This window comes from Paenibacillus sp. 598K (genome assembly GCF_003851045.1).
GTDB lineage: Bacteria > Bacillota > Bacilli > Paenibacillales > Paenibacillaceae > Paenibacillus_D.
The window spans coordinates 1-21,508 of record NZ_BFBX01000146.1 but is presented as its reverse complement, the minus strand read 5'-3'; the positions used below and the strand labels follow the sequence as shown (position 1 = coordinate 21,508).

Annotated in this window: 20 protein-coding genes; 17 read left to right on the top strand and 3 right to left on the bottom strand. The window is 61.9% G+C overall.

Annotation, left to right across the window (positions count from 1 at the left end; genetic code table 11):
• The first annotated feature begins 278 nt into the window (after positions 1-278).
• The 12 genes from PA598K_RS31530 to PA598K_RS31475 all read left to right on the top strand — a co-directional run bounded on the left by PA598K_RS31530 (position 279) and on the right by PA598K_RS31475 (position 14,051).
• Entirely contained in the window at positions 279-2,567 is a 2,289-nt protein-coding gene (locus tag PA598K_RS31530) for a DEAD/DEAH box helicase (protein ID WP_128660735.1), read from the top strand.
• A complete protein-coding gene (locus PA598K_RS31525; protein WP_260405715.1) occupies positions 2,564-4,120 on the top strand; it encodes a ribonuclease H-like domain-containing protein in 1,557 nt (518 codons plus the stop codon). The genes PA598K_RS31530 and PA598K_RS31525 overlap by 4 nt, the downstream gene beginning before the upstream one ends.
• On the top strand, positions 4,117-5,214 hold the full coding sequence (locus PA598K_RS31520; RefSeq protein ID WP_128660734.1) for a Gfo/Idh/MocA family protein: 1,098 nt from the start codon (positions 4,117-4,119) through the stop codon (positions 5,212-5,214). The genes PA598K_RS31525 and PA598K_RS31520 overlap by 4 nt, the downstream gene beginning before the upstream one ends.
• Positions 5,211-6,029, top strand: coding sequence for a TIGR01457 family HAD-type hydrolase (locus PA598K_RS31515; protein WP_128660733.1), 819 nt, complete (start codon positions 5,211-5,213; stop codon positions 6,027-6,029). Before PA598K_RS31520 ends, PA598K_RS31515 begins: the two co-directional genes overlap by 4 nt.
• Before the next feature lie 37 nt (positions 6,030-6,066).
• Positions 6,067-6,882: an Fpg/Nei family DNA glycosylase gene (locus PA598K_RS31510; protein WP_128660732.1), complete on the top strand. Its 816-nt coding sequence runs from the start codon at positions 6,067-6,069 to the stop codon at positions 6,880-6,882.
• A gap of 4 nt (positions 6,883-6,886) precedes the next feature.
• Positions 6,887-7,729 (top strand): deoxyribonuclease IV, encoded by an 843-nt coding sequence (locus PA598K_RS31505; protein WP_128660731.1) that lies wholly within the window; start codon positions 6,887-6,889, stop codon positions 7,727-7,729.
• A 116-nt stretch (positions 7,730-7,845) separates the two neighbouring features.
• Positions 7,846-8,184, top strand: a complete 339-nt coding sequence (locus PA598K_RS31500; RefSeq protein ID WP_128660730.1) for a cyclic-phosphate processing receiver domain-containing protein — start codon at positions 7,846-7,848, stop codon at positions 8,182-8,184.
• A 28-nt stretch (positions 8,185-8,212) separates the two neighbouring features.
• Positions 8,213-8,995, top strand: coding sequence for an ABC transporter ATP-binding protein (locus PA598K_RS31495; protein ID WP_128660729.1), 783 nt, complete (start codon positions 8,213-8,215; stop codon positions 8,993-8,995).
• Entirely contained in the window at positions 8,992-10,011 is a 1,020-nt protein-coding gene (locus PA598K_RS31490) for an SAM-dependent methyltransferase (RefSeq protein ID WP_185602338.1), read from the top strand. Before PA598K_RS31495 ends, PA598K_RS31490 begins: the two co-directional genes overlap by 4 nt.
• Positions 10,012-10,110: 99 nt before the next feature.
• Positions 10,111-11,814 carry a serine/threonine protein kinase gene (locus PA598K_RS31485; RefSeq protein WP_185602337.1) on the top strand — a complete coding sequence of 568 codons (1,704 nt, stop codon included), beginning with the start codon at positions 10,111-10,113 and terminating at the stop codon, positions 11,812-11,814.
• A 177-nt stretch (positions 11,815-11,991) separates the two neighbouring features.
• Entirely contained in the window at positions 11,992-12,693 is a 702-nt protein-coding gene (locus PA598K_RS31480; protein ID WP_260405714.1) for a response regulator transcription factor, read from the top strand.
• Entirely contained in the window at positions 12,690-14,051 is a 1,362-nt protein-coding gene (locus PA598K_RS31475) for a HAMP domain-containing sensor histidine kinase (protein ID WP_260405713.1), read from the top strand. Before PA598K_RS31480 ends, PA598K_RS31475 begins: the two co-directional genes overlap by 4 nt.
• A gap of 70 nt (positions 14,052-14,121) precedes the next feature.
• Here PA598K_RS31475 and PA598K_RS31470 read toward each other — a convergent pair whose 3' ends face one another.
• A complete protein-coding gene (locus PA598K_RS31470) occupies positions 14,122-14,607 on the bottom strand; it encodes a C40 family peptidase (RefSeq protein ID WP_128660726.1) in 486 nt (161 codons plus the stop codon).
• A gap of 194 nt (positions 14,608-14,801) precedes the next feature.
• Between PA598K_RS31470 and PA598K_RS31465 the strand changes: the two genes are divergently transcribed.
• From PA598K_RS31465 to PA598K_RS31445, 5 genes are all read left to right on the top strand, one after another.
• A complete protein-coding gene (locus PA598K_RS31465; protein ID WP_128660725.1) occupies positions 14,802-15,659 on the top strand; it encodes a carbon-nitrogen hydrolase family protein in 858 nt (285 codons plus the stop codon).
• A 36-nt stretch (positions 15,660-15,695) separates the two neighbouring features.
• On the top strand, positions 15,696-16,370 hold the full coding sequence (locus tag PA598K_RS31460; RefSeq protein WP_128660724.1) for a GNAT family N-acetyltransferase: 675 nt from the start codon (positions 15,696-15,698) through the stop codon (positions 16,368-16,370).
• 65 nt (positions 16,371-16,435) lie between these two features.
• Positions 16,436-17,104, top strand: coding sequence for a GNAT family N-acetyltransferase (locus PA598K_RS31455; protein WP_128660723.1), 669 nt, complete (start codon positions 16,436-16,438; stop codon positions 17,102-17,104).
• Positions 17,105-17,211: 107 nt separating this feature from the next.
• Positions 17,212-18,012 (top strand): MBL fold metallo-hydrolase, encoded by an 801-nt coding sequence (locus tag PA598K_RS31450; protein ID WP_128660722.1) that lies wholly within the window; start codon positions 17,212-17,214, stop codon positions 18,010-18,012.
• A 130-nt stretch (positions 18,013-18,142) separates the two neighbouring features.
• Positions 18,143-18,841: a class I SAM-dependent methyltransferase gene (locus PA598K_RS31445; protein WP_128660721.1), complete on the top strand. Its 699-nt coding sequence runs from the start codon at positions 18,143-18,145 to the stop codon at positions 18,839-18,841.
• A gap of 187 nt (positions 18,842-19,028) precedes the next feature.
• Here the strand turns inward: PA598K_RS31445 and PA598K_RS31440 are convergent, their stop codons facing one another.
• On the bottom strand, positions 19,029-20,651 hold the full coding sequence (locus PA598K_RS31440) for a PH domain-containing protein (protein WP_128660720.1): 1,623 nt from the start codon (positions 20,649-20,651) through the stop codon (positions 19,029-19,031).
• Entirely contained in the window at positions 20,638-21,123 is a 486-nt protein-coding gene (locus PA598K_RS31435) for a PH domain-containing protein (RefSeq protein ID WP_307719907.1), read from the bottom strand. Before PA598K_RS31435 ends, PA598K_RS31440 begins: the two co-directional genes overlap by 14 nt.
• Positions 21,124-21,508 lie beyond the last annotated feature (385 nt).

Here is a 21,508-nt window from a genome sequence, read left to right as displayed (position 1 = left end):
GGGACCACCCTCCCGGCGGGGTCTTGTTGTGAGGCAGGGTAATCATCGGGCGGGTAATAAAGCGCGGGCAATACGGATACTTTCCCGGGAAAGCGCAGGAGTCGACAGGTTCGGCTACATAATCGGTCTTGCGGGGTATCGCGCTGCTACATTTCGTGGCAGTTCGACAGCATTGGGATTGCCGAGCGAACATGTATTCCTGTACAATAAAGAAAATAAGGAGCGAGTAGAGCGACCAGAAATAAACGGACGATGAAGCATGGAGAGGAGAACAAGCGATGAACCGATGGACGGGCAAGGCCGCCACCCTGGAGGACTGGCTGGGTCATGTGCGCACGCAGCCGGAAATCATGGAAAATGTGACGCATTGGCATACGATACCGCCACGCGAGGCGAGGTGCGCGCCGCTGCCGGTGGATCTTGACCCCCGGCTGGCCGGAGCGCTGCGAGCGCGCGGCATCGGGGAGCTGTTCACCCATCAGCGGGACGCTTATGCGGCGGTGCGGCGGGGCGAGCATGTGGTCGCTGTGACGCCGACCGCCTCGGGCAAGACGATGTGCTACAACCTGCCGGTGCTGCAATCGCTGCTCGAGCGGGAGAGCGGGCGCGCGCTCTATCTGTTCCCGACCAAAGCGTTGGCGCAGGATCAGGTCGCGGAGCTGCAGGAGCTGGCCGATGCGATGGAGGTCGACATCAAGACGCACACCTATGACGGAGACACACCGCCGACGGTGCGGACGGCGATCCGCAACGCCGGACATATCGTCGTCACCAACCCGGATATGCTGCATTCGGCGATCCTGCCGCATCATACGAAGTGGGTCAAGCTGTTCGAGAATGTCCGGTATATCGTCATCGACGAGCTGCATGCGTATCGCGGTGTGTTCGGCAGTCATGTCGCCAATGTGATCCGCCGACTGAAGCGGATCTGCCGGTTCTACGGCTCGTCGCCGCAATTCATCTGCGCCTCGGCGACGATCGACAATCCCGGCGAGCATGCGGAGCGGCTGATCGGCGAGCGGGTGACGCTCGTCGATAACAACGGCGCGCCGTCCGGCGAGAAGCATTTCGTCTTCTATAACCCGCCGGTCGTCAACAAGCAGCTCGGCATCCGCCGCAGCAGTGTGCTGGAGACGCAGAAGCTGGCGGCGCTCCTGCTGAAGCAAGGCGTGCAGACGATCGTATTCGCCCGCAGCCGCGTCCGCGTGGAGATCCTGCTGACATACCTGCAGGAGCTGGTGCGCCGCGAGCTCGGCAACAAGACGATCCGCGGCTATCGGGGCGGCTACCTGCCAAAGCTGCGGCGCGAGATCGAGCGCGGGCTGCGCAGCGGCGAGATCCGCGGCGTCGTCAGCACCAACGCGCTGGAGCTTGGCATCGACATCGGGCAGCTCCAGGCATGCGTGCTGAACGGCTATCCCGGCACGATCGCCAGCACGTGGCAGCAGTCTGGCCGGGCGGGTCGTCGTCAGGGAAGCTCGGTTACCTTTATGGTGGCCAGCAGCAATCCACTGGACCAGTACATCATCCAGCACCCGGACTACTTTTTTAACCGGCCGCCGGAGCGAGCGCTCATCCACCCGGACAACCTGCTCATCCTGATCGATCATATCAAGTGCGCCGCTTACGAGCTGCCCTTCGAGGAGGGCGACACGTTCGGCGGCGAGTCGCTGCGTGATATGTTGGAATATCTGACCGAGTCTCAGGTGCTGACCCAGTCGGGCGGCCGCTGGTACTGGATGGAGCAATCCTTCCCCGCGCATGGCATCTCGCTGCGCTCGGCCGCTCAGGAGAATGTCGTCATCGTCGATATGACGCTGCCGGAGCATCGGGTGCTCGGCGAGGTCGACCGGTTCAGCGCGCCGACGCTCGTCCACGAGGAGGCGATCTATCTGCACGAGGGCGTCCAGTATCAGGTCGAGAAGCTGGACTATCATGAGAAAAAAGCCTACGTCCGCGAGGTCGATGTCGATTATTTCACTGACGCCAACATGGCGGTCGAGCTGAAGGTGCTGCATGTCGACAAGGAAGCCCGCTTCGGCGAGCTGCTGCGGCAATACGGCGATGTCACAGTTAATGCCAAAGCAACGATCTTCAAAAAAATCCGCATGCGCACGCATGAGAACATCGGCTCCGGGCCGATCCATCTGCCAGAGGAGGAGCTGCATACGAGCTCGTACTGGTTCGCCTTCAGCGAGGAGGCGGCGGCGCGCAAGACGACCGACGAGATGCAGTCTGCGCTGCTCGGCCTGGCCAATGTGCTCGTCCACATCGCGCCGCTCTACCTGATGTGCGACCCGCTTGATATCCGCGTCGTCCCGCAGGTGAAGGCGGTCCACTCCAAGCTGCCGACGATCTTCTTCTACGACCGCTACCCTGGCGGCATCGGCCTCTCCGAGCGTCTCTACGACGTGCATGACAAACTGATGCGGCAGGCAAGGGATCATATCACCTCTTGCACCTGCCTGAGCGGCTGTCCGGCCTGCGTAGGGCCGATCGAGGAGGTCGGCCTGCTCGGCAAGCAGCAGGCGCTGGAGCTGCTCGGAGAGGCAGGTGAGGCGATATGAGCGGACTGCGCGAGAGGATGAATCGGCTGCTGGGCGCGCCAAAGTCGCAGCGCGAGCTGTCGCCGGAGCCTGCCGAGGCTGCGCCGAGCCCGGCAGCAGGCGAGACGTTAGACAGGCACGAGAGCAAGAGCGGTGCGGGCCTTCAGGGTGAGGAGAAGCCCGGTTCGCAGCGGACGAAGGACGAAGCAGGAGAGCGGCAGTCGACCGATGCGGCGATGGTCGGCAGCGATTCGGCGAGCGGGCTCGAGATAGCTGCGGCAGCAGAGGCGCTAGCGGACGGACCGGTTATGCGTGCGCGCGATGAGTCGAGCGCGCCTGACCGGAGCGATGGGGAAACGTTGCGTCAGCCCGAGGACGGCCCGCAGAGCGAAGCGACCGCTGCCTTGGAGCGGGGTTGGCTGGCGCTTGGGGTCGAGCCGCTCGTCCATGCGGGAGAGACGTTCCTGCGGCGACGGCTCGTCTACCCGCTCGACCATCGGCATGGCGATCAGCGGCTGGCAGAGCTGCAGGAGACGGCGCATGAGCTGGCGGCCTTCCATCCGACGCTGTCGGCGCCGGAGCCGGGAGAGATCCTGTTCCTGGACCTGGAGACGACGGGTCTGGGGGCAGGCACGGGGACGATCCCGTTTATGGTCGGCATCGGCTATATGGAGGAGACGCAGTTCGTCATCGAACAGCTCTTCATCCGGCACCCTGCCGAGGAGCGGGCGATGCTGAGCTATCTGCACGACTGGCTAAGCCGCCGCCGCTTCCTGGCGACGTACAACGGCAAGACGTTCGACTGGCCGGCGCTGAGTGGCCGCTATGTGATGCATGGCTGGCGCAGCGGCCTGACGGCGCCGCTCCATCTGGACTTCCTGCATCCCTCCCGCAGCATCTGGCGGCATACGCTCGACTCTTGCAAGCTGAGCCGCGTCGAGGAGGCGCGGCTCGGCATCCATCGCACCGACGATGTGCCGGGGGCGATGGCGCCGGCGCTCTACTATCAGTACCTGGCGGACGGCGATCCGCTGCCGTTGGCAGCGGTCTTCCGGCACAACGAGATCGACATGCTCTCGCTGGCGGCGCTGGCGATCCGCTACGGCCGACTGCTGGGCGGCGCGCTCGGCAGCGAGCTGCCGTATCCCGAGCAGCCGGAGGAGCAGCTGCGCACCGGCCTGTGGCTGGAGCGCATGGGCAAGACGGCGGACGCGGAGCTGCTTTACGACCGTCTGATGACGTCCGAGCAGCCTCCCGGCGGCTGGTGTCTGGCGCTGGCGGCGCGCGACAAGAAGGTTGGTAATTGGGAGCGGGCTGTGGTATTGTGGCAGAAGGCCGCCCATCTGGCGGAAACGACGTCCAGCCCGATAACGGAAGCGCATATCGAGCTGGCGATGTACCATGAGCACCGGACCAAGGATCTGGCTAAGGCGCTGCATTACGCCAAGCTGGCCTTTGCGATGTCCGGAGGCGCGAGCGCCCCGCGCAAAGGTCCGAAGCCGCAGGATCGCGAGACGATCCGCAAGCGGGTCGAACGGCTGCTCACCAAAGTGGAAAGGAACAAACGAAAATGAAAACTATTCCGTTTGCATTTGCGGGCTTCGGCAATATTGCCAAGACCCATATGACGGCGCTGCGGGCGATGCCGATCATCAAGCAGCTGCCGTTGTTGCCGGTGCTGGATACGCTGGTGACCCGCCAGCCGGACAAACACCAGGCGCAGGCGGAGGCGATCGGCTTCCGGCGCGTCACCGACTCGGTGGAGGAGGCGGCGGCAGACGAACGCGTCCATGTCGTCGACATCTGTACGCCGAACAGCCGGCATTATGAGGATGTGACAGCAGCGCTCGCTCACGGCAAGGGAATCTATTGCGAGAAGCCGGTCACCGACAGCTACGAACGCTCGTCGCAGCTGCTGGACGACGTCCGGCAGCGGCCGGAGCTGCCGGAGCAGCTCGCCTTCACCTTCCGTTATCACCCGGCGGTGATGCGGATCCGCGCGATCGTGGCCGCAGGCGTGATCGGAGATATCCTGCAGTGCAGCATCTCCTATCGCCGCTCGGGCTACCTCGATCCGCAGCGGCCGATGAGCTGGCGACTGCAGGGCGGGCTGTCCGGCGGCGGCGCGACGAGCGATCTGGCCGTCCATGCGCTGGATATGGTACGTCACTGGTTCGGCGATTACCAGGAGGTGAAAGGGGAGGCGCGCGCGCATGTGAGGCAGCGACCAGAAGCGGCCGGCTCCGAGGTGCTGGTCCCCTCTGAGGTCGACGACTGGGCGATGATGACCTACGCTACGGTATCCGGGGTGCGGGGCACCGTCGAGGTGTCGCGGATCGCGCTCGGCTCGGAGGCGTTCGAGATCCGGATCGTCGGTACGCATGGCAGCATTACGGCCGACCTGGAGCGCGATACGTCGCCAGCGGTGCAACTGGTGCGCGGCACGCTGCCTGTGCTGCCGGAGCCGGACTCGCTGGCGCTGCTGCCAGGGGACAAGGCGACGATGGGCATTGCCGTCGATACGCATTTTGCGGCGCTCTATCATTACATACAACGTTATGCCGGGGAGGATCGTTATCCCGATCTGGCGCCGCGACTTGCCGACGGCGTCTATGTGGAGGGCTGGATCGACCGCGTCCTGCGAGCATCGGAGGAGGCGGCGCGATGAGCGCGACGGTCTGTCCGCCGCTGCCGAGAGCGCTGCTGATCGATCTGGACGGCACGATCTATCATGGCGGCCGCATGATCGAGGGCGCGGATGTCTGGATCGCCTCGCTGCGCGAGGCCGGTCTGCCGTATCTGTTCGTCACCAATAACTCCACTGCGTCTCCGGAAGCCTTCGCCGAGCGGCTGCGCGCGATGGGCATCGCAGCTGAGCCGGATCAGGTGTGCACCTCTGCGCAGGCCGCGGCATCGTATATAGCTACGGAGCGGCCTGGCGCCTCGGTGTTCGTCATCGGCGAGAGCGGCTTGCAAGATGCCGTGGTTGGTCAGGGGTTAACGGTCGTCGAACGGGATGCGGATGTGGTGCTGCAAGGTCTGGACCGCGAGCTCAGCTACGAACGGCTCACCCGCGCGGTCCGGATGATCCATGCGGGAGCCCGCTATGTGCTGACCAATCCAGATCTGCTCTTGCCCATGGAGGAGGGCGTCATCCCTGGCGCCGGCTCGATCGCGGCGCTGCTGGAGGCGGCTGGCGGCGTTCCGCCGGTCGTCATCGGCAAGCCCTCGAGCATCCTCGTCGACTATGCGCTGGCGCGCCTCTCTGCGTCTGCGGAGCAGACGTGGATGGTCGGCGACAATATGCTGACCGACATCGCCGCCGGCGCTCGCGCCGGTTGTCCGACGGCACTGATGCTGACCGGGATTACGACGGCTGACAATCTGGAGCGCTACATCGACAGAGCGGGCGTGCGTCCCGATCTGGTGTTTCATACCCTTCACGAGCTGCAAGCGTATATTATGCAGCGGCTCGGGACATAAGAGAAGCTAACGACGAGGACAGGAAGGAAGATGACCGATGCCGGAATGGCCGGAAATGGAACGATATCGCACGCTGCTCGGGGAGAGAATCGCCGGAGCTCGGCTGCAGGATGTGGAGGTGACGCGGGAGAAGTCGATCAATATGCCCGTCGAGCAATTCAAGGCGGAGCTGCTTGGCCGCTCGGTCTGGTATGTCGAGCGCCGGGGCAAGCATCTGATCTTCCACCTCGATAACGGCAAACGGCTGCTGCTGCACCTGATGCTGGGCGGCTGGCTGTTCTACGGCTCGGAGGAAGAGAAGCCGGAGCGCACTGTGCAGATTACGCTCACCTTCCCGCAAGGGAAGCTGTACTTCATCGGCCTGAGATTGGGCTACCTTCATCTGCTATCGGTGAGAGAGCTGGACGATCGGCTCAAGGATCTCGGACCGGAGCCCTTCGACAGCCGGCTGACCCAGGATCGCTTCCGGGCGTTGTTCAAGGGCAAGCGCGGCGTCCTCAAGGGGGCGCTGGTCGACCAGAAGGTGATCGCCGGCATCGGCAACTGCTATGCCGACGAGATTGCGTTCACGGCAGGCGTGCGCCCCGGAGCCCGTATCCCGGCGCTCAAGGACGAGACATGGAGCCGCCTGTATGCGGCGATGCACGCCAAGCTGCAGCAGGCCGCCTCGCTGGGCGGATATATGGAGGATCGCTTCACGACCGACGATTTGCTCACCGGCGGCTACAACGACAACTGCCAGGTCTATGACCGGGGCGGCGAGCCATGTCTGCGCTGCGGCAGCGAGATCGTGCGCGAGGAGATCAACTCCCGTAAGGTTTTCTACTGCCCGAGCTGTCAGCACGAGGCTTGACGCTATGAGCTATCCGGGATGTCATGTCAGCATCGGCAAGGGCTACTACGAGGCGGCCCGATCGGCACAGCGGCAAGGCGCGAGCGCCTTCCAGTACTTCCCCAAAAACCCGCGCAGTCTAGCGGTAAAGTCGTATGACGCAACGGATGCCATGCGCTGCGCCCGTTACTGCCGCGAGCATGGGCTGCTGTCGATTGCTCACTCGTCCTACCCGGCCAATCTGGCCGCTGACGACCCGGATCAGGCGACGCGCGTCGCCGACTCGCTGCGCAACGATCTGGAGATCGCCGAGGCTTGCGGCTCGCTGGGCGTCGTCGTGCATTTCGGTATCTACAAGGGCAAGGAGCCGCTGCAGGGCTACCGCAATATCATCGCCGCCCTCAATCGCGTCCTGACAGGATGGGATGGCGCGGCCAAGCTGCTCATCGAAAATCAATCCGGCGAGCATGCGCGCATGGGGATGACTGTGGAGGAGCTGGCGCAAGTCCGCAGTCTCTCCCGGCACCCGGAGCATATCGGCTATTGTCTCGACACCTGCCATCTCTACGCCAGCGGCGAATGGGATGGGAGCAATGAAGCGCAGTGGCTGGAGAGGGCTGCGACAAGCGGCGTGCTGGCCGAGCTGGTCGCCGTCCATCTGAATGACTCGCTCCATCCGAGCGGCTCGCTGCGGGACAGGCATGCCCGGCTCGGCGAGGGCTGCATCGGCGCGGAAGCGCTGCAGCGGCTAGTGACACACGGGGCGCTGCGCCATGCGCCGCTCGTCCTCGAGACGCCCAAGGGTGCTGACGGCACGCATCGCGGGCAACTACAGACCGTGCGCGGCTGGCTGGAGCAGACGAAGTAATGGCGCACCCCGGTCAGCGACAGTCATGAGCAGCTTGACTGCTCGTTGCTGCTGACGACCGGGGGACGCCCATGCCATTGGTTAACTGCTAGTCATAGGAAGGCGGGGAAAACGTCATGATCCATGTCTATCTGGACGACTATCGTCCGACGCCAGCGGGGTTCGTCGGCGCGCCCGACGCAGCGGCCTGCATCGCGCTCATCGACGCGCACGAGATCGGCTTGCTGTCGCTCGATTACGATCTCGGCTGGGGGCAGCCGACCGGCCTGGAGGTGGCGGCGCATCTCGTCGAGAGCGGGCGCTATCCGCAGGAGATCTATCTGCATACCTCTTCGCCCTCGGGGCGCGAGCGGATGCATCATCTGCTGTCCCAGCACGCCCCTCGGCATGTGCGCATCCACAATCGCCCGATGCCGGAGGAGCTGATCTTACAGATCGCGGCAGAGCAAGGCTAACACAACGATACAGATCGGGAGAGAGCTTATGATACGATTACAGCAATTGACGCTGCGGCGCGACGAGCGCGCCATCCTGAGCGGCGTAGATCTGGAGATGAAAGAAGGCGAGCACTGGGTCATCCTCGGCAAAAACGGCTCCGGCAAAACAACGCTGCTGGAAATGATGACCGGCTATATGTTCCCGACCTCGGGAACGGTCGACGTGCTCGGCAATCGGTTCGGTCAATGCGATGTGAGGGAGGTGCGCAAGCGGATCGGCTACATCAGCCAGACGCTGATCGAGAAGCTGACGCTGACCGACGCCGTATGGGAGGTCGTCGCGACAGGCGCATTCGCGTTCCTGCGGTTCTATCAGGAGATCCCTGAGGAAGTGAAGCGCCAGTCGCTGGAGCTGCTCGAGTCGATGGGCATCGGACGTCTCGCGCATCAGCAGCTCGGCACGATCTCGCAGGGCGAGCGCAAAAAGGTGCTGCTGGCGCGCGCCCTCATGGGCAAGCCGGAGCTGCTCGTCCTGGACGAGCCGTGCGCCGGACTCGACCTGTACGAACGGGAGAAGTTCCTGACGGAGCTCAACCGGCTCAGCGCAGGCAAGATGATGGCGATCTACGTGACGCATCATATCGAGGAGATCACGCCGCTGTTCACCCATGTCGCGCTTATTCATGACGGCAAGGTGGCAGCCAGCGGTCCGAAAGCAGAGGTGCTGCGCGATGAGGTGCTGAGCGCCGCCTACGACCTGCCGATTGAGGTGCATTGGGCTCATGACCGGCCGTGGATACGCGTAGCCGGTCAAGGAGCGGGGCTGTGAGCCGCTGGATCGGCACGGCCAATCGCGGCTTTGCGTCCTATGCGATGGAGGAGCTGCGGCGCATGTACCCGCAGGCGCGCTTCACACAGCTGGCGGCCGGCGAGGTGTTCCTGATGGAGCTGCCAGGGTCCCGGGAGGAGGTGCAGGCGTCGCTGCTTGATCGCGAACCGATCTTCCTGCGCCACGTGCAGCCGGTCGACCGCGAGCTGCCGCTAAGCGGCAATGCGGACGATCTGGAGGAGCTCAGCCATGTCGTCCGGCTGGCTGAGCCGGTATTCGAGGGCAAGCGCACAGCGGTCCATGTAAGGAGGGCAAGCGCGACGCCATTCCCTTACTCGGCTGCCGATACCAAGGCGCTCGTCGACGCCGTGCTGCTGGAGCTGGACAGCGAGCCCTCGCTGCAGGAGCCGGAGGTCATCCTGTCGATCTACGCCGCAGCGGACAGACTGTTGATCGGCTGGGGGACACCGCGCGAGCTGCTGTCCGACTGGCCCGGCGGCGCTGTCCGTTTCCAGCGCGAGGAGGGACAGATCTCCCGCGCCAAGTTCAAGCTGCTGGAAGCGGAGCGCGCCTTTGGCCTGAGCTACGCCGACTACCGGCAGGCGCTCGATATCGGGGCCGCTCCTGGCGGCTGGACGTCTCTGCTGCTCGAGCGCGGACTGGCGGTGACAGCGGTTGATCCGGCGGCGCTGCATCCGACGCTGCTCGGCTATCCTCGCCTCACGTATTTGCAGCAGAATGCCTCCGAGGCGAAGCTCGAGGCCGGGCGTTATGACCTGCTCGTATGTGATATGAGCTGGAGTCCGCTGCAAATGTGCCGGCTCGTGCTCGATCTGAAGCAGGCGCTGGCTCCCGGGGCGACAGCGATCATTACGATCAAGCTGATGCACCGCAAGCCGATGCAGACGATCCGCGAGGTGATGGAGCGGCTGCAGACGGCCTTTCACGTACGCAAAGCCAAACAATTATTTCACAACCGGGACGAAATTACGTTATACTTGACGTATAAGATGTAACTAAACAGGCAGCGGGAAAGCATCCCGATGATTCGCCTCCAGACGAGGCGTTTGATCGGGGTGCTTTTCTTGTTGTTCACACAGGAGGTTATGCTCAGTATGACGATACAACACACGGATCCTAATGCAGCTGCACAAGGATCGCAACGGCAAGCCAATACAAGCGATGTAGGAGCGACGGAGACGTTGAGTGCAGGTACGGTAATCGCTGGCCGCTATCGGGTCCTCAGCCTCCTCGGCCAAGGCGGCATGGGTGCTGTCTATGCGGCCGAGGATGAGCGGCTGGGCGGCAAGCTATGCGCGATCAAGCTGTCGCGTCCGCTGCCGTCGGAGCTGGAAGCCCAACTCGCCGAGGCCAAGGTGCTGATGCGGCTCAGCCATCCGAATCTGCCGATGATGACCGACTATTATCCGCCTGGCAGCGATGGCCGTTCGATCTTGGTCATGGATTACATAGAGGGACAGACGCTCGCCATCTGGCGGCAGCAGGCGGTCGTCGAGCCATCGCCCGCCCAGCTCGCGCCGATCATCCTGCAGCTCTGCGACGCGCTCTGCTACCTGCATGAGCAACGGCCGCCGATCATCCATCGGGACTTGAAGCCGGCCAATGCGATGATCAGCGGCAGCGGCCATGTCAAGCTGATTGATTTTGGCATCGCGCGCAATTACAAGACCGGTCAGCTCCAGGATACGGTGCTGCTCGGCACGCCGGGCTTCGCAGCGCCGGAGCAGAGCGGCACGGGGCAGACCGACGTGCGCTCCGATGTCTACGGCCTGGGCGCCCTGATCTATTATCTGGCGAGCGGGTTCCTGTACGCAGGACCGACTGCAGCCGGCGGCGAGGATGTCATCTCGCGTCTGGCGATGCCCGAGAGCTTCCGCGCGATCCTGGCGCGGATGCTGGAGCGCGAGCCCGATCGGCGCTTCGCTTCGATCTCGCAGGCGCGTGCGGCTTGGCGGGCCTATGCCGAGTCGCTGCGCGCCCACGGCAGCGCGCAGCAGGGCGGAGCCGCGCCATGGACGCCGCCGGGCGGAGCTAGCGTCGCTCCTGCGCCCGACGGTCGCTCCTCCGGCTGCCTGGTCGTCGCTGTAGGCGCGCTGGCGCCAGGGGCAGGCGCGACGTTCCTGTCGCTGACGCTGGCGCGCCTGCTGGTTGCGCAAGGCGTCTCCTGCGCCGCTGTCGAAGGGCCGGGCCGGACAGCCGAGTGGCATGGGCTGCTCCATCTCGGCGGACGCGGCGGGCCGGAGCCGTCGCCGCGGCAGCTGCCGGAGCAGCGGTATGCGCTCTGGCAGGAGCGCTGCCTCGATTGGTACGCGCTGCGTCCCGATGCGGCGGACGAGCTGCCGCTGCCGGGCGGCCAGCGCCTGGCGCTCATGCTGCGGAGCATCCGAGGACGGGTGGCGATCCTCGATCTGTCGGATCTATGGGAGGATCGCGAGCGGCGGGAGCTGGCCGAGACGGCCGATCTTTGTCTGATCACAGCCGATCCGTGGCCGGCCAAGTGGCCGCGCGACCGTCTGGACGAGGCTGCGGGACTGATCGCCAGTCGTCGGCGCTCCGGTCGCGAGACGTCGCTGCTGGCCAACAAGGATATGCGCTTTGCCGGTCGCGACGAATGGCTGCGCATGCTGCCCGAGCGTCCGTCAGCCATCGTCCCGCAATTGCCGCCTCAAGAGTGGGCCGACTGTCTGTGGCGCGGACGGTGGGCGACCGACCGCAGAGATTGGCAACGCCTGCTCGGCGGGGCGCTCCAGCCGGTGCTGCGCCTGCTGACGGAAGCCGCGAGGCCGCTCTCCGGCTAAGAGTTGCCGCCTTCGACCGGAGGCGCCGCTGCGGCCTCCTGTGGCCGTTGACTTGCTTTTCGGGACAGGGTTCATTATCATAAAAATCATGCGGAAGCATCGCGGCGGCTGCGGCCCCGCCGATCGCCGCACAAACTAGGACCGATGGCAAGGTCTTGCGAAACAGGTGATTATAACGTGGAACAACAAGAACGCATACTTGTTATAGAAGATGAAGACAGCATCGCGCGCATCCTGGAGCTGGAGCTCGAGCATGAAGGCTACACCCCCGGCAGGGCCGAGGACGGGCGCAAGGGACTGGAGATGGCGATGTCCGGCGAATGGGATCTGGTACTGCTAGATGTCATGCTGCCGGAGCTGAACGGCATCGAGGTGCTGCGCCGTCTGCGCAACGCCGGCAACCCGATCCCGATCATCCTGCTCACCGCTCGCGACACGGTGCCGGACAAGGTGAGCGGCTTTGAGCACGGCGCCAACGATTACATTACCAAGCCGTTCGCGATGGAGGAGCTGCTGGCGCGGGTGCGCAACCTGCTGCGTATCTTCCATCAGCAGAATAAGGAGTCCGAGGGCGCGGACCTGATTCGGGTATCCGATCTGTCGATCGAGATGCGCACACGCAAGGTGTTCCGCAAGGAGCTGGCGATCGATCTGACGCCGCGCGAGTTTGAACTGCTCGTCTTCCTGGCGGAGAATAAAAATCAAGAGAAATCAAGAGAGGAGATTCTCTCCGAGGTATGGGGCTATGATTTCATCGGCGAGACCAACCTGGTCGACGTCTATATTCGTTATTTGCGCCAGAAGATTGACAAAGGCTTCCGCTACAAGCTCATCCATACCGTTCGCGGGGTAGGGTATGTGCTGAAGGAGCCCGAATGATGACGCTTCGTCGCAGATTTACTTTATTCACCATCTTTTGGTTAATTTTCATCCTGATTTTATTCAACATTTTCGTCTACTTCTTCGTCATTAAGATAACGACCCGCAGCGAGCAGACGGTGCTGACCAACAAGGTCAATCTGATCCTCGACAATAAACGGATGGAGACGCCCGGCAACCTGGACGATCCCGATCTGTTGACCGAATTCTATAATGTAAACGAGATGATCCGGATCATCACGCCAAGCGGCCAGATCATCAACCAGATCGGCTCCGACGAAGAGCTGCTGGCGTTGCCGACCGATTACAGACTGACGCACAACAAGGGGGTCAACTCCTACGCGGGCAAGCGAGTGCTCTATCTGAAGGAACCGATCTACGACGAGATGAAGGTCGTCGCCATGCTGGAGATCGTCCGCAAGCTTAATGTGCTCGACAGCTACCTGCAAATTCTGGTAGGCGCGCTGGCGGTCACGAGTATGGGCGCGGTGCTGTTCGCGATTTTCGGCACCTTCTGGTTCACCTCGCGGCTGACGGCGCCGATACAGCATATGGTGCAGACGATGCGAGAGATCGACCGCAGCGGCAAGCTGAGGCAGATCGATCTGGGCGGTCGGGAGGAGTCGGCCGAGCTGCAGCAGCTCGTGCGCGCCTTCAATCAGATGATCGACCGGCTCGACCGCACCTTCGAAAAGCAGAAGCGGTTCGTCGCCGACGCCTCGCACGAGCTGAAGACGCCGCTGACGGTTATCAGCAGCTATGCGAATATGCTGAAGCGCTGGGGCCGCGACGATGAAAAGGTGCGCGATGAGGCAGTGCTGGCGATCTCCAACGAGGCGGTCCGTCTGCAAAATCTGACCAAGTCGATGCTGATGCTCGCCGAAGCGGAGCAGGAGGACTGGTTGAAGCTGGAGCGCTTCGACATCGTCAAGATGATCGACGAGATGGCCCGGATGATGCATACGACGTTCCACCGGACGATCCGGGTCCACTCGGAGCCGGTCGGCATGATGATGTATGCGGACAAGGACAAGATCCGCCAGCTGATGGTGATCCTGCTCGACAATGCGATCAAGTACAGCAAGGAATCGATCGATATCCATATCTCCTCGACCAAAAATGCGATTCGCATCGATGTCGAGGACAAGGGAATCGGCATTCCAGAGCAAGAGATCCCGCATCTGTTCGAGCGCTTCTACCGGGTCGATGGCGCGCGTGCCCGCTCGACGGGGGGCGTCGGATTGGGCCTCTCGATCGCCAAGCGGATCGTTGAGCTGCATGACGGTAGTATCGACGTCTTCAGCAAGCCAAATCAAGGCACGGCGATCGCGCTGCAATTCCCCAAAAAAAACCACTGACCGGCGGACAGGCCGGTCAGTGGCATCGGAAGGCTGATCGAACAGCCTATACGTATCGAGACAAACCGAATTAACGGATGACGCGACGGGCGGTCACGTAGTTTTTCTTCCAGTGGCTGGAGTTCAGGCTGGAGTAGCGTACGCCGCCTTCGCCATACGTATGGAGGATGCGGCTGGCGCCGGCATAGACAGCGACATGGCCGATCGATTTTTTGCCGACGCGGAAGAAGACGAGGTCGCCCTTCTTCAGATTGCCCTTGCTGACGTAGCTGCCCTGCTTCGACTGAGCGGCTGAGGTACGCGGCAGCGAGATGCCGTTTTTCTTGTAGATAAACTGGGTAAACGAGGAACAGTCGAAGGCGTATGTAACGCCAGACGGCGCGCCGAAGCGATATTTGACACCTAAGTATTTGTTGCCGGTGCTAATGATGCGGTCAGCCTTCGAGGATGCAGCTTCTGCTGTTCCTTGCTGGCCCAGGCCGATGGCGGTGAAGCTGATGGTGGCGCACAGTGTAACGCTGATGACTCGTTTGATAAGTGTTCTGGTTTTTTGCACTGCGGTTGTCCCTCCGTTGAGGGTGTGTCTGAACACCCTAGTAAAGTTGGCTTGTCCTGACAAAAACTATAACAGATTTCATCTTTCCTAAAACTTGACAAAGAGAGATGGGCCCTAGTCCTGCGTACGTTTGGACAGGGTTTATTAAATATGCATGAGAGTTTTCTAATCTATGGAACGAGGTGTTTCGCGGCATGAAATATCGTGTAGCGGCTGTACAATACTACCTGCAGGATATCGCGGCTTGGGATGAATTCGCCGAGCAGGTGACGCATTACGTCAAAAATGCAACTGAATACGGCGTGCAGTTCCTGCTGTTCCCCGAGTTTATGACGACACAGCTGCTGTCGATCGGCGATGAGCAGGGCGAGCCCTTGCCGATCACTCGCTTGCCGGAGTTTACGGCGGCTTATGAGGAGTTGTTCCGCAGTCTGGCTGCCGATTACGGGCTTTATATCGCGGCAGGGACGCACATCATCGAGGTCGAGGGCAAGCTGCGCAATACGGCCCATCTGTTCCATCCGGACGGCCGGATCGACCGCCAGCCCAAGCTGCATCTGACGCCGACGGAGGTGACGGAGTGGCAGATGTCGCCCGGGGAGGGACTGCAGGTGTTCGATACGCCCTTCGGCACGATCGCGCTGCTCACCTGCTACGACATCGAGTTCCCCGAGATTGTCCGGATGGCGAGGGCCAAGGGCGCCGACGTCATCTTCTGTCCGTCTTGCACCGATGATCGCCACGGCTTCTACCGCGTGCGGTACTGCTGTCATGCGCGGGCGGTGGAGAACCAGGTTTATATCGTCACGACAGGTACGACCGGGGCGCTGCGACGCGTCGACTTTATGCGAGCTAATGTCGGCCAGGCCGCCGTCATCACGCCCAACGACATCCCGTTCCCGCCAGCCGGCATCATGGCGCAGGGCGAGCTGAACGACGATATGCTGATCGTCGCTGATCTTGACCTGGATCTGCTGGAGGATGTCCGCAAGAGTGGCTCGGTGACGACCTGGCGCGACCGTCGCACCGACCTGTATCCGGACTGGAAGTAATCATGCTCGCGCATCACAGCACAGGAGGTTGATCTGATGTATAAGCAATTGCTGTTGTCGTCCGGGGGCAAGCGATTGCCGGTGACGATCCGCAACTATGAGCTGGCCGACACAGAGCAGATGATCGAACTGCAGCGCCGCAGCTTCCCGCCGCCCTTTCCCGAGGAGCTGTGGTGGAAGTCGGAGCAGCTGCAAGAGCATGTGAGCCGCTTCCCGGAGGGCGCGTTATGCGCGGTAGCGAACGGCGAGATCATCGGCTCGATGACCGGGCTGCGCATCTCGGAGTCGACCGCACAGGCAAGTCATGGCTGGGCGGAGGTAACGGACGAGGGCTATATCCGCAATCACGACCCGCATGGACAGACGCTCTATGTCGTCGATATTTGCGTCGATCCGGGCTATCGCGGCGCCGGAATCGGACATTGGCTGATGCAATCGATGTATGAGACGACGGTATATCTTGGGTTGGATCGGCTGCTCGGCGGAGGGCGGATGCCCGGTTATCATCGCTATGCGGCAGAGATGAGCGCCGAGACCTATCTGTCGCGCGTAGCGGCGGGGGAGCTGCGCGATCCGGTGATCAGCTTTTTGCTGCGCTGCGGCCGGATGCCAGTGGGCGTTGTCGCCGATTATCTTGAGGACGAGGAGTCGTGCAATTATGCGGCATTGATGGAATGGCGCAATCCCTTTTTACAGTGGGTACGCCAGTAAGCTACAATAGGAAAAGGTCCAGTCTTACATAAAGAAACATCTATCGATCAGGAGGCATGAGCAAGATGGAATATCACCGCATACAATCCATAGAAGATCCACGCTTCGCCCAGATGTACAAGCTGATGCAGGAGGTGTTCCCGCCGGAGGAGGTGCTGGAATACTCGCTGTGGGCAGAGCCGCTCAAGGATGAAGGGATTCACGTCTATGTTGCCGTTCATCAGGATGAGGTAGTGGGCGCGACTGAATACCGGTATTATGCCGATTTTCGCGTCGCCATGACCGATTTTACGATCGTAGGTCAGCCGGGTCTTGGCGTCGGCCGCTTCCTGCTGAAGCGGCGAGAGCGCGATATCGAGGGGCTGGCGCAGGCATCGGGAACGACGCCGATCGGCATGTTCGCCGAGATCTACGATCCTTATCAGACGATGCATGACTTCGGCGGCGTTACGCCGATGAACCCTTATGTACGGCGCGAGGTGCTCTCGCATATCGGATATCAGCGTCTCGATTTCCCTTATGTACATCCGTCCTGGGATCATGAGGGGCAGGCAGTGAGCGGACTCGACCTGTGCTTCCTGCCGGCGCATGACGAGCTGGGCGAGCTGCCCGCCTCGCTCATCCACGATTTCCTGACGCGCTACTACAGCGCGCTTCCCAACAAGCCGCAGGAATGGCAAGCGATGATGGATGAATTAGCCCAGCGGCCAAGCGTCAAGCTGCTGCCGCTGTAAGAGAGCAGAGCTACAGGTATCTGCAGGAGCAGCTGATTCGAAGTCGAGTCGGCTGCTTCCGCTTTTGGTCGAACCGCACATTCATGTGAGGCCACAGGAGGACGACTATGACAACATTGACATTTCTGGGCACCTCAGACGCGATGGGGGTGCCTCGCATCTACTGCGATTGCTCTGTATGTGAGGAAGCCAGAGAGAGCGGGCATAATGCGCGGCAACGCGCCTCTGTGCTTCTCCAGGACGCGGACTTGGGCGATACCGTTATCGACTGCGGTCCGGACTGGAGCCGTCAGATGCGAGCCGCCGGTCTGCGGGGGATGGATCGGCTGCTGCTGACGCATGCCCACTTCGACCATTACGGCGGTCTGCCGGAGTGGGCCGATGTTTGTCGCTGGACGGGCGTCAGAGGCGAGGCGCATGCTCCAGCAGAGGTGATCGAGGAGGTGCTGCAGCGCTTCCCGTGGCTGGATCGGCAGATCGACTTCCAGCCGATCGACGGCGGCAGGACGATCGGCGATTGGCGCGTCGCGACCTGGCGAGTCAACCATGGCAAGAATGGCTACTCGTATGCGTACCGCTTTGACCATCAGGCGACCGGCTATGCCTGGGTGTACTGCTCCGATGCGATCGCGCTGACCGAGCAAGAGCTGGCGCCGATGCAAGGATTGGATCTGCTGGTGCTCGGCACGAGCTTTTTCCGGGAGCCTTATCCGTTCCATACTCGCTCTGTCTACGATGTGACAGAAGGGATCGCGTTGGCTGCGCAATTGCAGCCTTCGCTTGCCGTCTTCACCCATCTCTCGCATGACATCGATCTTCCGCTGCGAGCGCAGGAGCTGCCGGAGGGCTGCATGTTCGCCAGGACAGGATTACGGCTCGAGCTTGTTCGTGCGCTCCCGTCTGCATGAATCGATACTCGCGTCGCCATCTCTATGCAAGCTTCCTGCGGGGAGCTTTTTTGTGCTGTCCTGCGTGGGGCTTGACCTTGACCTTGGGTCAGAGTATAGGCTGAGGGAGAAAGGGAGGAGTGATCAACAAATGAGCAATCACGAAGCAATCTATCGAAGTCAGGCAGAGCAGTACGAGTATATGGTGGGGCGACAGCCGGAGCTGGATGAGGTAATCAAGAGTATCCGTCCGGCGACTGGACTCGATGTCGTCGACCTGGGGGCGGGGACGGGGCGGATGAGTCGTTACCTGGCGAGCGAGGCGGCCAGCTACACCGCGACCGATCTGTCGGCTGCGATGCTCGAGGTGCTGCAGCGCAAGGCCGAGGCGGGCGGCTATGGAGCTCGCGTGCGCACGGTTGTCGCCGATCACCGCGAGCTGCCACTGGCGGACGACTCGGCGGATCTGGTCGTCTCCGGCTGGAGTATCGGCTATCTTGCCAGCGCCAAGCAGCCGGAGTGGCAGGACAATCTGGCGCGCGTGATGACCGAGGCGCGTCGTATCTTGCGGCCGGGCGGCACGATGATTATCTTCGAGACGCTGGGCACCGGCGTCGATGAGGCAGTACGGCTTGATTTCCTCGTCCCTTATTACGAGCAGTTGGAGACGCACTATCGCTTCGAGCATCAGGCGATCCGGATGGATTACCCATTCGAGAGCGTCGAGGAAGCAGCGCAGGCTTGCGGATTTTTCTTTGGCGACTGGCTGGCGGAGCGGATCATCGGGCGCGGCTGGTCGGTGGTGCCGGAGCATGCCGGCGTCTGGTGGCGTCATGACTTCTGCGTGTAACGGGCGGATGCGCTCAGGCTTGACGAATACAGTTCCAGCTTGACGCATATAGTTAATGTCGTTAATTAAGTTGGCCAGAATTCGCCACATCTCAAAAAGCCCCTTCACCGATAGCAACGGTGAAGGGGCTTTTGTGGTAATACTGCGGGGACTCCTTGACCCCCGCGTCATGCAGCGCATCTCACAATTAAGCCAACGGCGGCGGCGAGTCGCCCGGGGGAAGATCGCGTGGCGCGTCGTCGTCTGCATCTGTTGGCTTCTCCGCGCCAGGCGGCCGGGTCTGCTCCGGCTTGCGCGAGGACAGCCAGCGCGCCAGCGTATCGGCGCGCTCCTGCGGCGCATGACGGATGCCGAAGCTGGCCGAGGCGGAGCCTGAGGCGAGCGCCATCGTAAGATGTGCCAGCGAGCGACGCCTCTGGAAGATATTCTGAGAGACGCGATGCCACTGAACGCGGCGTTTCGGGATCAGACCCTGGTGCTTGTTAAAGCTGCCGTACTGAATCGAGATCTGATCCTCCTGAAGCGACCATCCGGCCTGTCTGTAGGCCATCACGCATCCCGTATAGACGAGGATCGGCAGCAAGAGCGCGAGCCAGCCCAAGTGATCCGGAATCCAGATGACAGCCGGGATAACGGGCAGTATCGCCAATAGAGTTGGTACGAGCACATAGTGCCGGAGCGAGCGCCGACCGACATGCTCCCAGCCGGACGGAACGGCGAATTGCGGGGCAAACTGCTCCAGGAACTGTGCCAGCTCGCCTCGACGGATAAACGGGAAGAGCAGGGCCGACTGGCCTTCCTTGCCGGCGTACCCGGCGGTGACGATGTGGACCGTCACCCAGCCGAACGGTCGGCGCAGCAAGGGCTCGATCAGATGGACGGCCTGGATTCGGCGCAACGGAATCGTAATCTGGTTGCGCTCCAGCAGCCCTCGCTCGATGATCAGCTTGTCTTCGCGGTGCTGCAGCGTGAAGCCGAACTCCTTGATGAAAGAACCGATGAAGGCGAGCAGCCAGGCAAACAGAAGCAGCGCCAGGACGATCAGGACGACCCATCTCGAGCCATACCACTCGGAGATCCATCCCCATACGTCAAAGGTCTGCTCCAGCCACTCCCTCAACTGCGAGAAGGCGGCTGCGGCAACGGCCAGCACGACGCCGATCTTGCCGGAGGTGGCGCTGTAGAGGACGAGATCGCCGACACTTAGCTTGCGGGAGGCCACGACTTTGGCGGGGGCGGCGGCGAGCTCGGGAGTACGAGGCGGCTCCGCGACGGCAGACGGATCTGCGACAGTATCGCTACCGACTTGATCGTCTGGTATTGTCGGCCACTCAGGCGCGGTGGCAGAGACTTGGCCGCTCTCGCTCATCCCGAGACCTTGGCTGATCCGTTGTCCCTCCGCCGCAGAGATACCGTTCAGCACAGCCTCGGGCTTTTTGCCGCCTGCGGTCTCGATCTGGAGCTTCCTCAAGCCAAACAGGCGATGCAGCAGGCCTGCCGACGTATCGACAGACTGCACGCGCTCTCTGGCGATCCACAGCTTCTTGCGGACGAAGACGCCATGCTCGACCCGCAGACCGCCCGCTTCGACCGTATAGGTGAAGCGCAGATAGCCAAGCACGCTCATGCTGATGAGCAGGACGAGGAACAGCGCTGCGCCGCCGACGAGCCACAGGAGGTTGACGTTGTCGCGGAAGATCGTCGTGGCGAAGAAGGCGATCAGCGGGTACAGCAGGTCCTTGATCGTCTTGCCGATCAGGAATATGACCGACAACGGATGCAGCCGCTTCATCTCCTCAGATCTCTTCATCGGACAACCTCGCTAGATTGGCGATTCGTCTGCGCACTTGCTCTGCCGCCGCCTCGCTGAGCGCCGGGATCTCATGGCTGCCAGCCGCAGTGGAGAAGGTGACGGTGGCCAGGCCATAGCGGCGCAGAATCGGGCCTTGCTTCGTATCGACATGCTGAACGCGGATCATCGGGATGAGCGTCCGATGACGGACGAGGATGCCGTATTGCAGTTGGATCTCCTCCTCCAGAATCTCGTATCGCCATTGCTTGTACTTGAGCTTCGGCCAAATGAGGATCTCCAGCACCGACTCGGCCAGCGCAAGCACCGTCACTGCTATGGCGATCCAGGGCGGCCAGTCGAAGCGTACGCTTAGATAGATGACGCCGGCGACGATGACGCCATAGACGGCGGCGGAGATCCAGCCTGAGAGCATCCATGCTTTCAGCGCGCTAGGATGGATTCGTTGTTGCGGGTCGTTGTACATATGCATTTTCCCTACTTTCCTCATGCTGGAAGCGACGCCCAATTACTCTACTATAGCATATTCTGCGTAGGGATTGACAGAGGGGCTGCCGCTGACTTATGATAGGTCCATCAAGCCAAAAGGGGAAATTTTGATGCGGGTAGTTGTTCTTAACTCTTAAACGGAATAGCTTGGCGACGATAGCGATCGCTGCAGTCTTGCGCGTACGGGGCAGGTCTGTTTGTCGACGGCCATCGCAGCCGGCTCATCCATGAGTTAAGAACATGACACCGCCTGCGCAGTTCCCGGCAGCGGATCGCCGTGCTCTTGCAGCGCGGCGATTTGCGTTTTTAGGGAAAAGACAGGATCGGGACGTTCATCGTTCTGGTCCTGTTTTTTGTGCGCTTGGCAG

Excerpts from the sequence above, each read along its gene's own strand:
- PA598K_RS31530 (WP_128660735.1), top strand. The coding sequence starts at position 279 with ATGAACCGATGGACGGGCAAGGCCGCCACCCTGGAGGACTGGCTGGGT.
- PA598K_RS31525 (WP_260405715.1), top strand. The coding sequence starts at position 2,564 with ATGAGCGGACTGCGCGAGAGGATGAATCGGCTGCTGGGCGCGCCAAAG.
- PA598K_RS31520 (WP_128660734.1), top strand. The coding sequence starts at position 4,117 with ATGAAAACTATTCCGTTTGCATTTGCGGGCTTCGGCAATATTGCCAAG.
- PA598K_RS31515 (WP_128660733.1), top strand. The coding sequence starts at position 5,211 with ATGAGCGCGACGGTCTGTCCGCCGCTGCCGAGAGCGCTGCTGATCGAT.
- PA598K_RS31510 (WP_128660732.1), top strand. The coding sequence starts at position 6,067 with ATGCCGGAATGGCCGGAAATGGAACGATATCGCACGCTGCTCGGGGAG.
- PA598K_RS31505 (WP_128660731.1), top strand. The coding sequence starts at position 6,887 with ATGAGCTATCCGGGATGTCATGTCAGCATCGGCAAGGGCTACTACGAG.
- PA598K_RS31500 (WP_128660730.1), top strand. The coding sequence starts at position 7,846 with ATGATCCATGTCTATCTGGACGACTATCGTCCGACGCCAGCGGGGTTC.
- PA598K_RS31495 (WP_128660729.1), top strand. The coding sequence starts at position 8,213 with ATGATACGATTACAGCAATTGACGCTGCGGCGCGACGAGCGCGCCATC.
- PA598K_RS31485 (WP_185602337.1), top strand. The coding sequence starts at position 10,111 with ATGACGATACAACACACGGATCCTAATGCAGCTGCACAAGGATCGCAA.
- PA598K_RS31475 (WP_260405713.1), top strand. The coding sequence starts at position 12,690 with ATGATGACGCTTCGTCGCAGATTTACTTTATTCACCATCTTTTGGTTA.
- PA598K_RS31465 (WP_128660725.1), top strand. The coding sequence starts at position 14,802 with ATGAAATATCGTGTAGCGGCTGTACAATACTACCTGCAGGATATCGCG.
- PA598K_RS31460 (WP_128660724.1), top strand. The coding sequence starts at position 15,696 with ATGTATAAGCAATTGCTGTTGTCGTCCGGGGGCAAGCGATTGCCGGTG.
- PA598K_RS31455 (WP_128660723.1), top strand. The coding sequence starts at position 16,436 with ATGGAATATCACCGCATACAATCCATAGAAGATCCACGCTTCGCCCAG.
- PA598K_RS31450 (WP_128660722.1), top strand. The coding sequence starts at position 17,212 with ATGACAACATTGACATTTCTGGGCACCTCAGACGCGATGGGGGTGCCT.
- PA598K_RS31445 (WP_128660721.1), top strand. The coding sequence starts at position 18,143 with ATGAGCAATCACGAAGCAATCTATCGAAGTCAGGCAGAGCAGTACGAG.
- PA598K_RS31440 (WP_128660720.1), bottom strand. The coding sequence starts at position 20,651 with ATGAAGAGATCTGAGGAGATGAAGCGGCTGCATCCGTTGTCGGTCATA.
- PA598K_RS31435 (WP_307719907.1), bottom strand. The coding sequence starts at position 21,123 with ATGCATATGTACAACGACCCGCAACAACGAATCCATCCTAGCGCGCTG.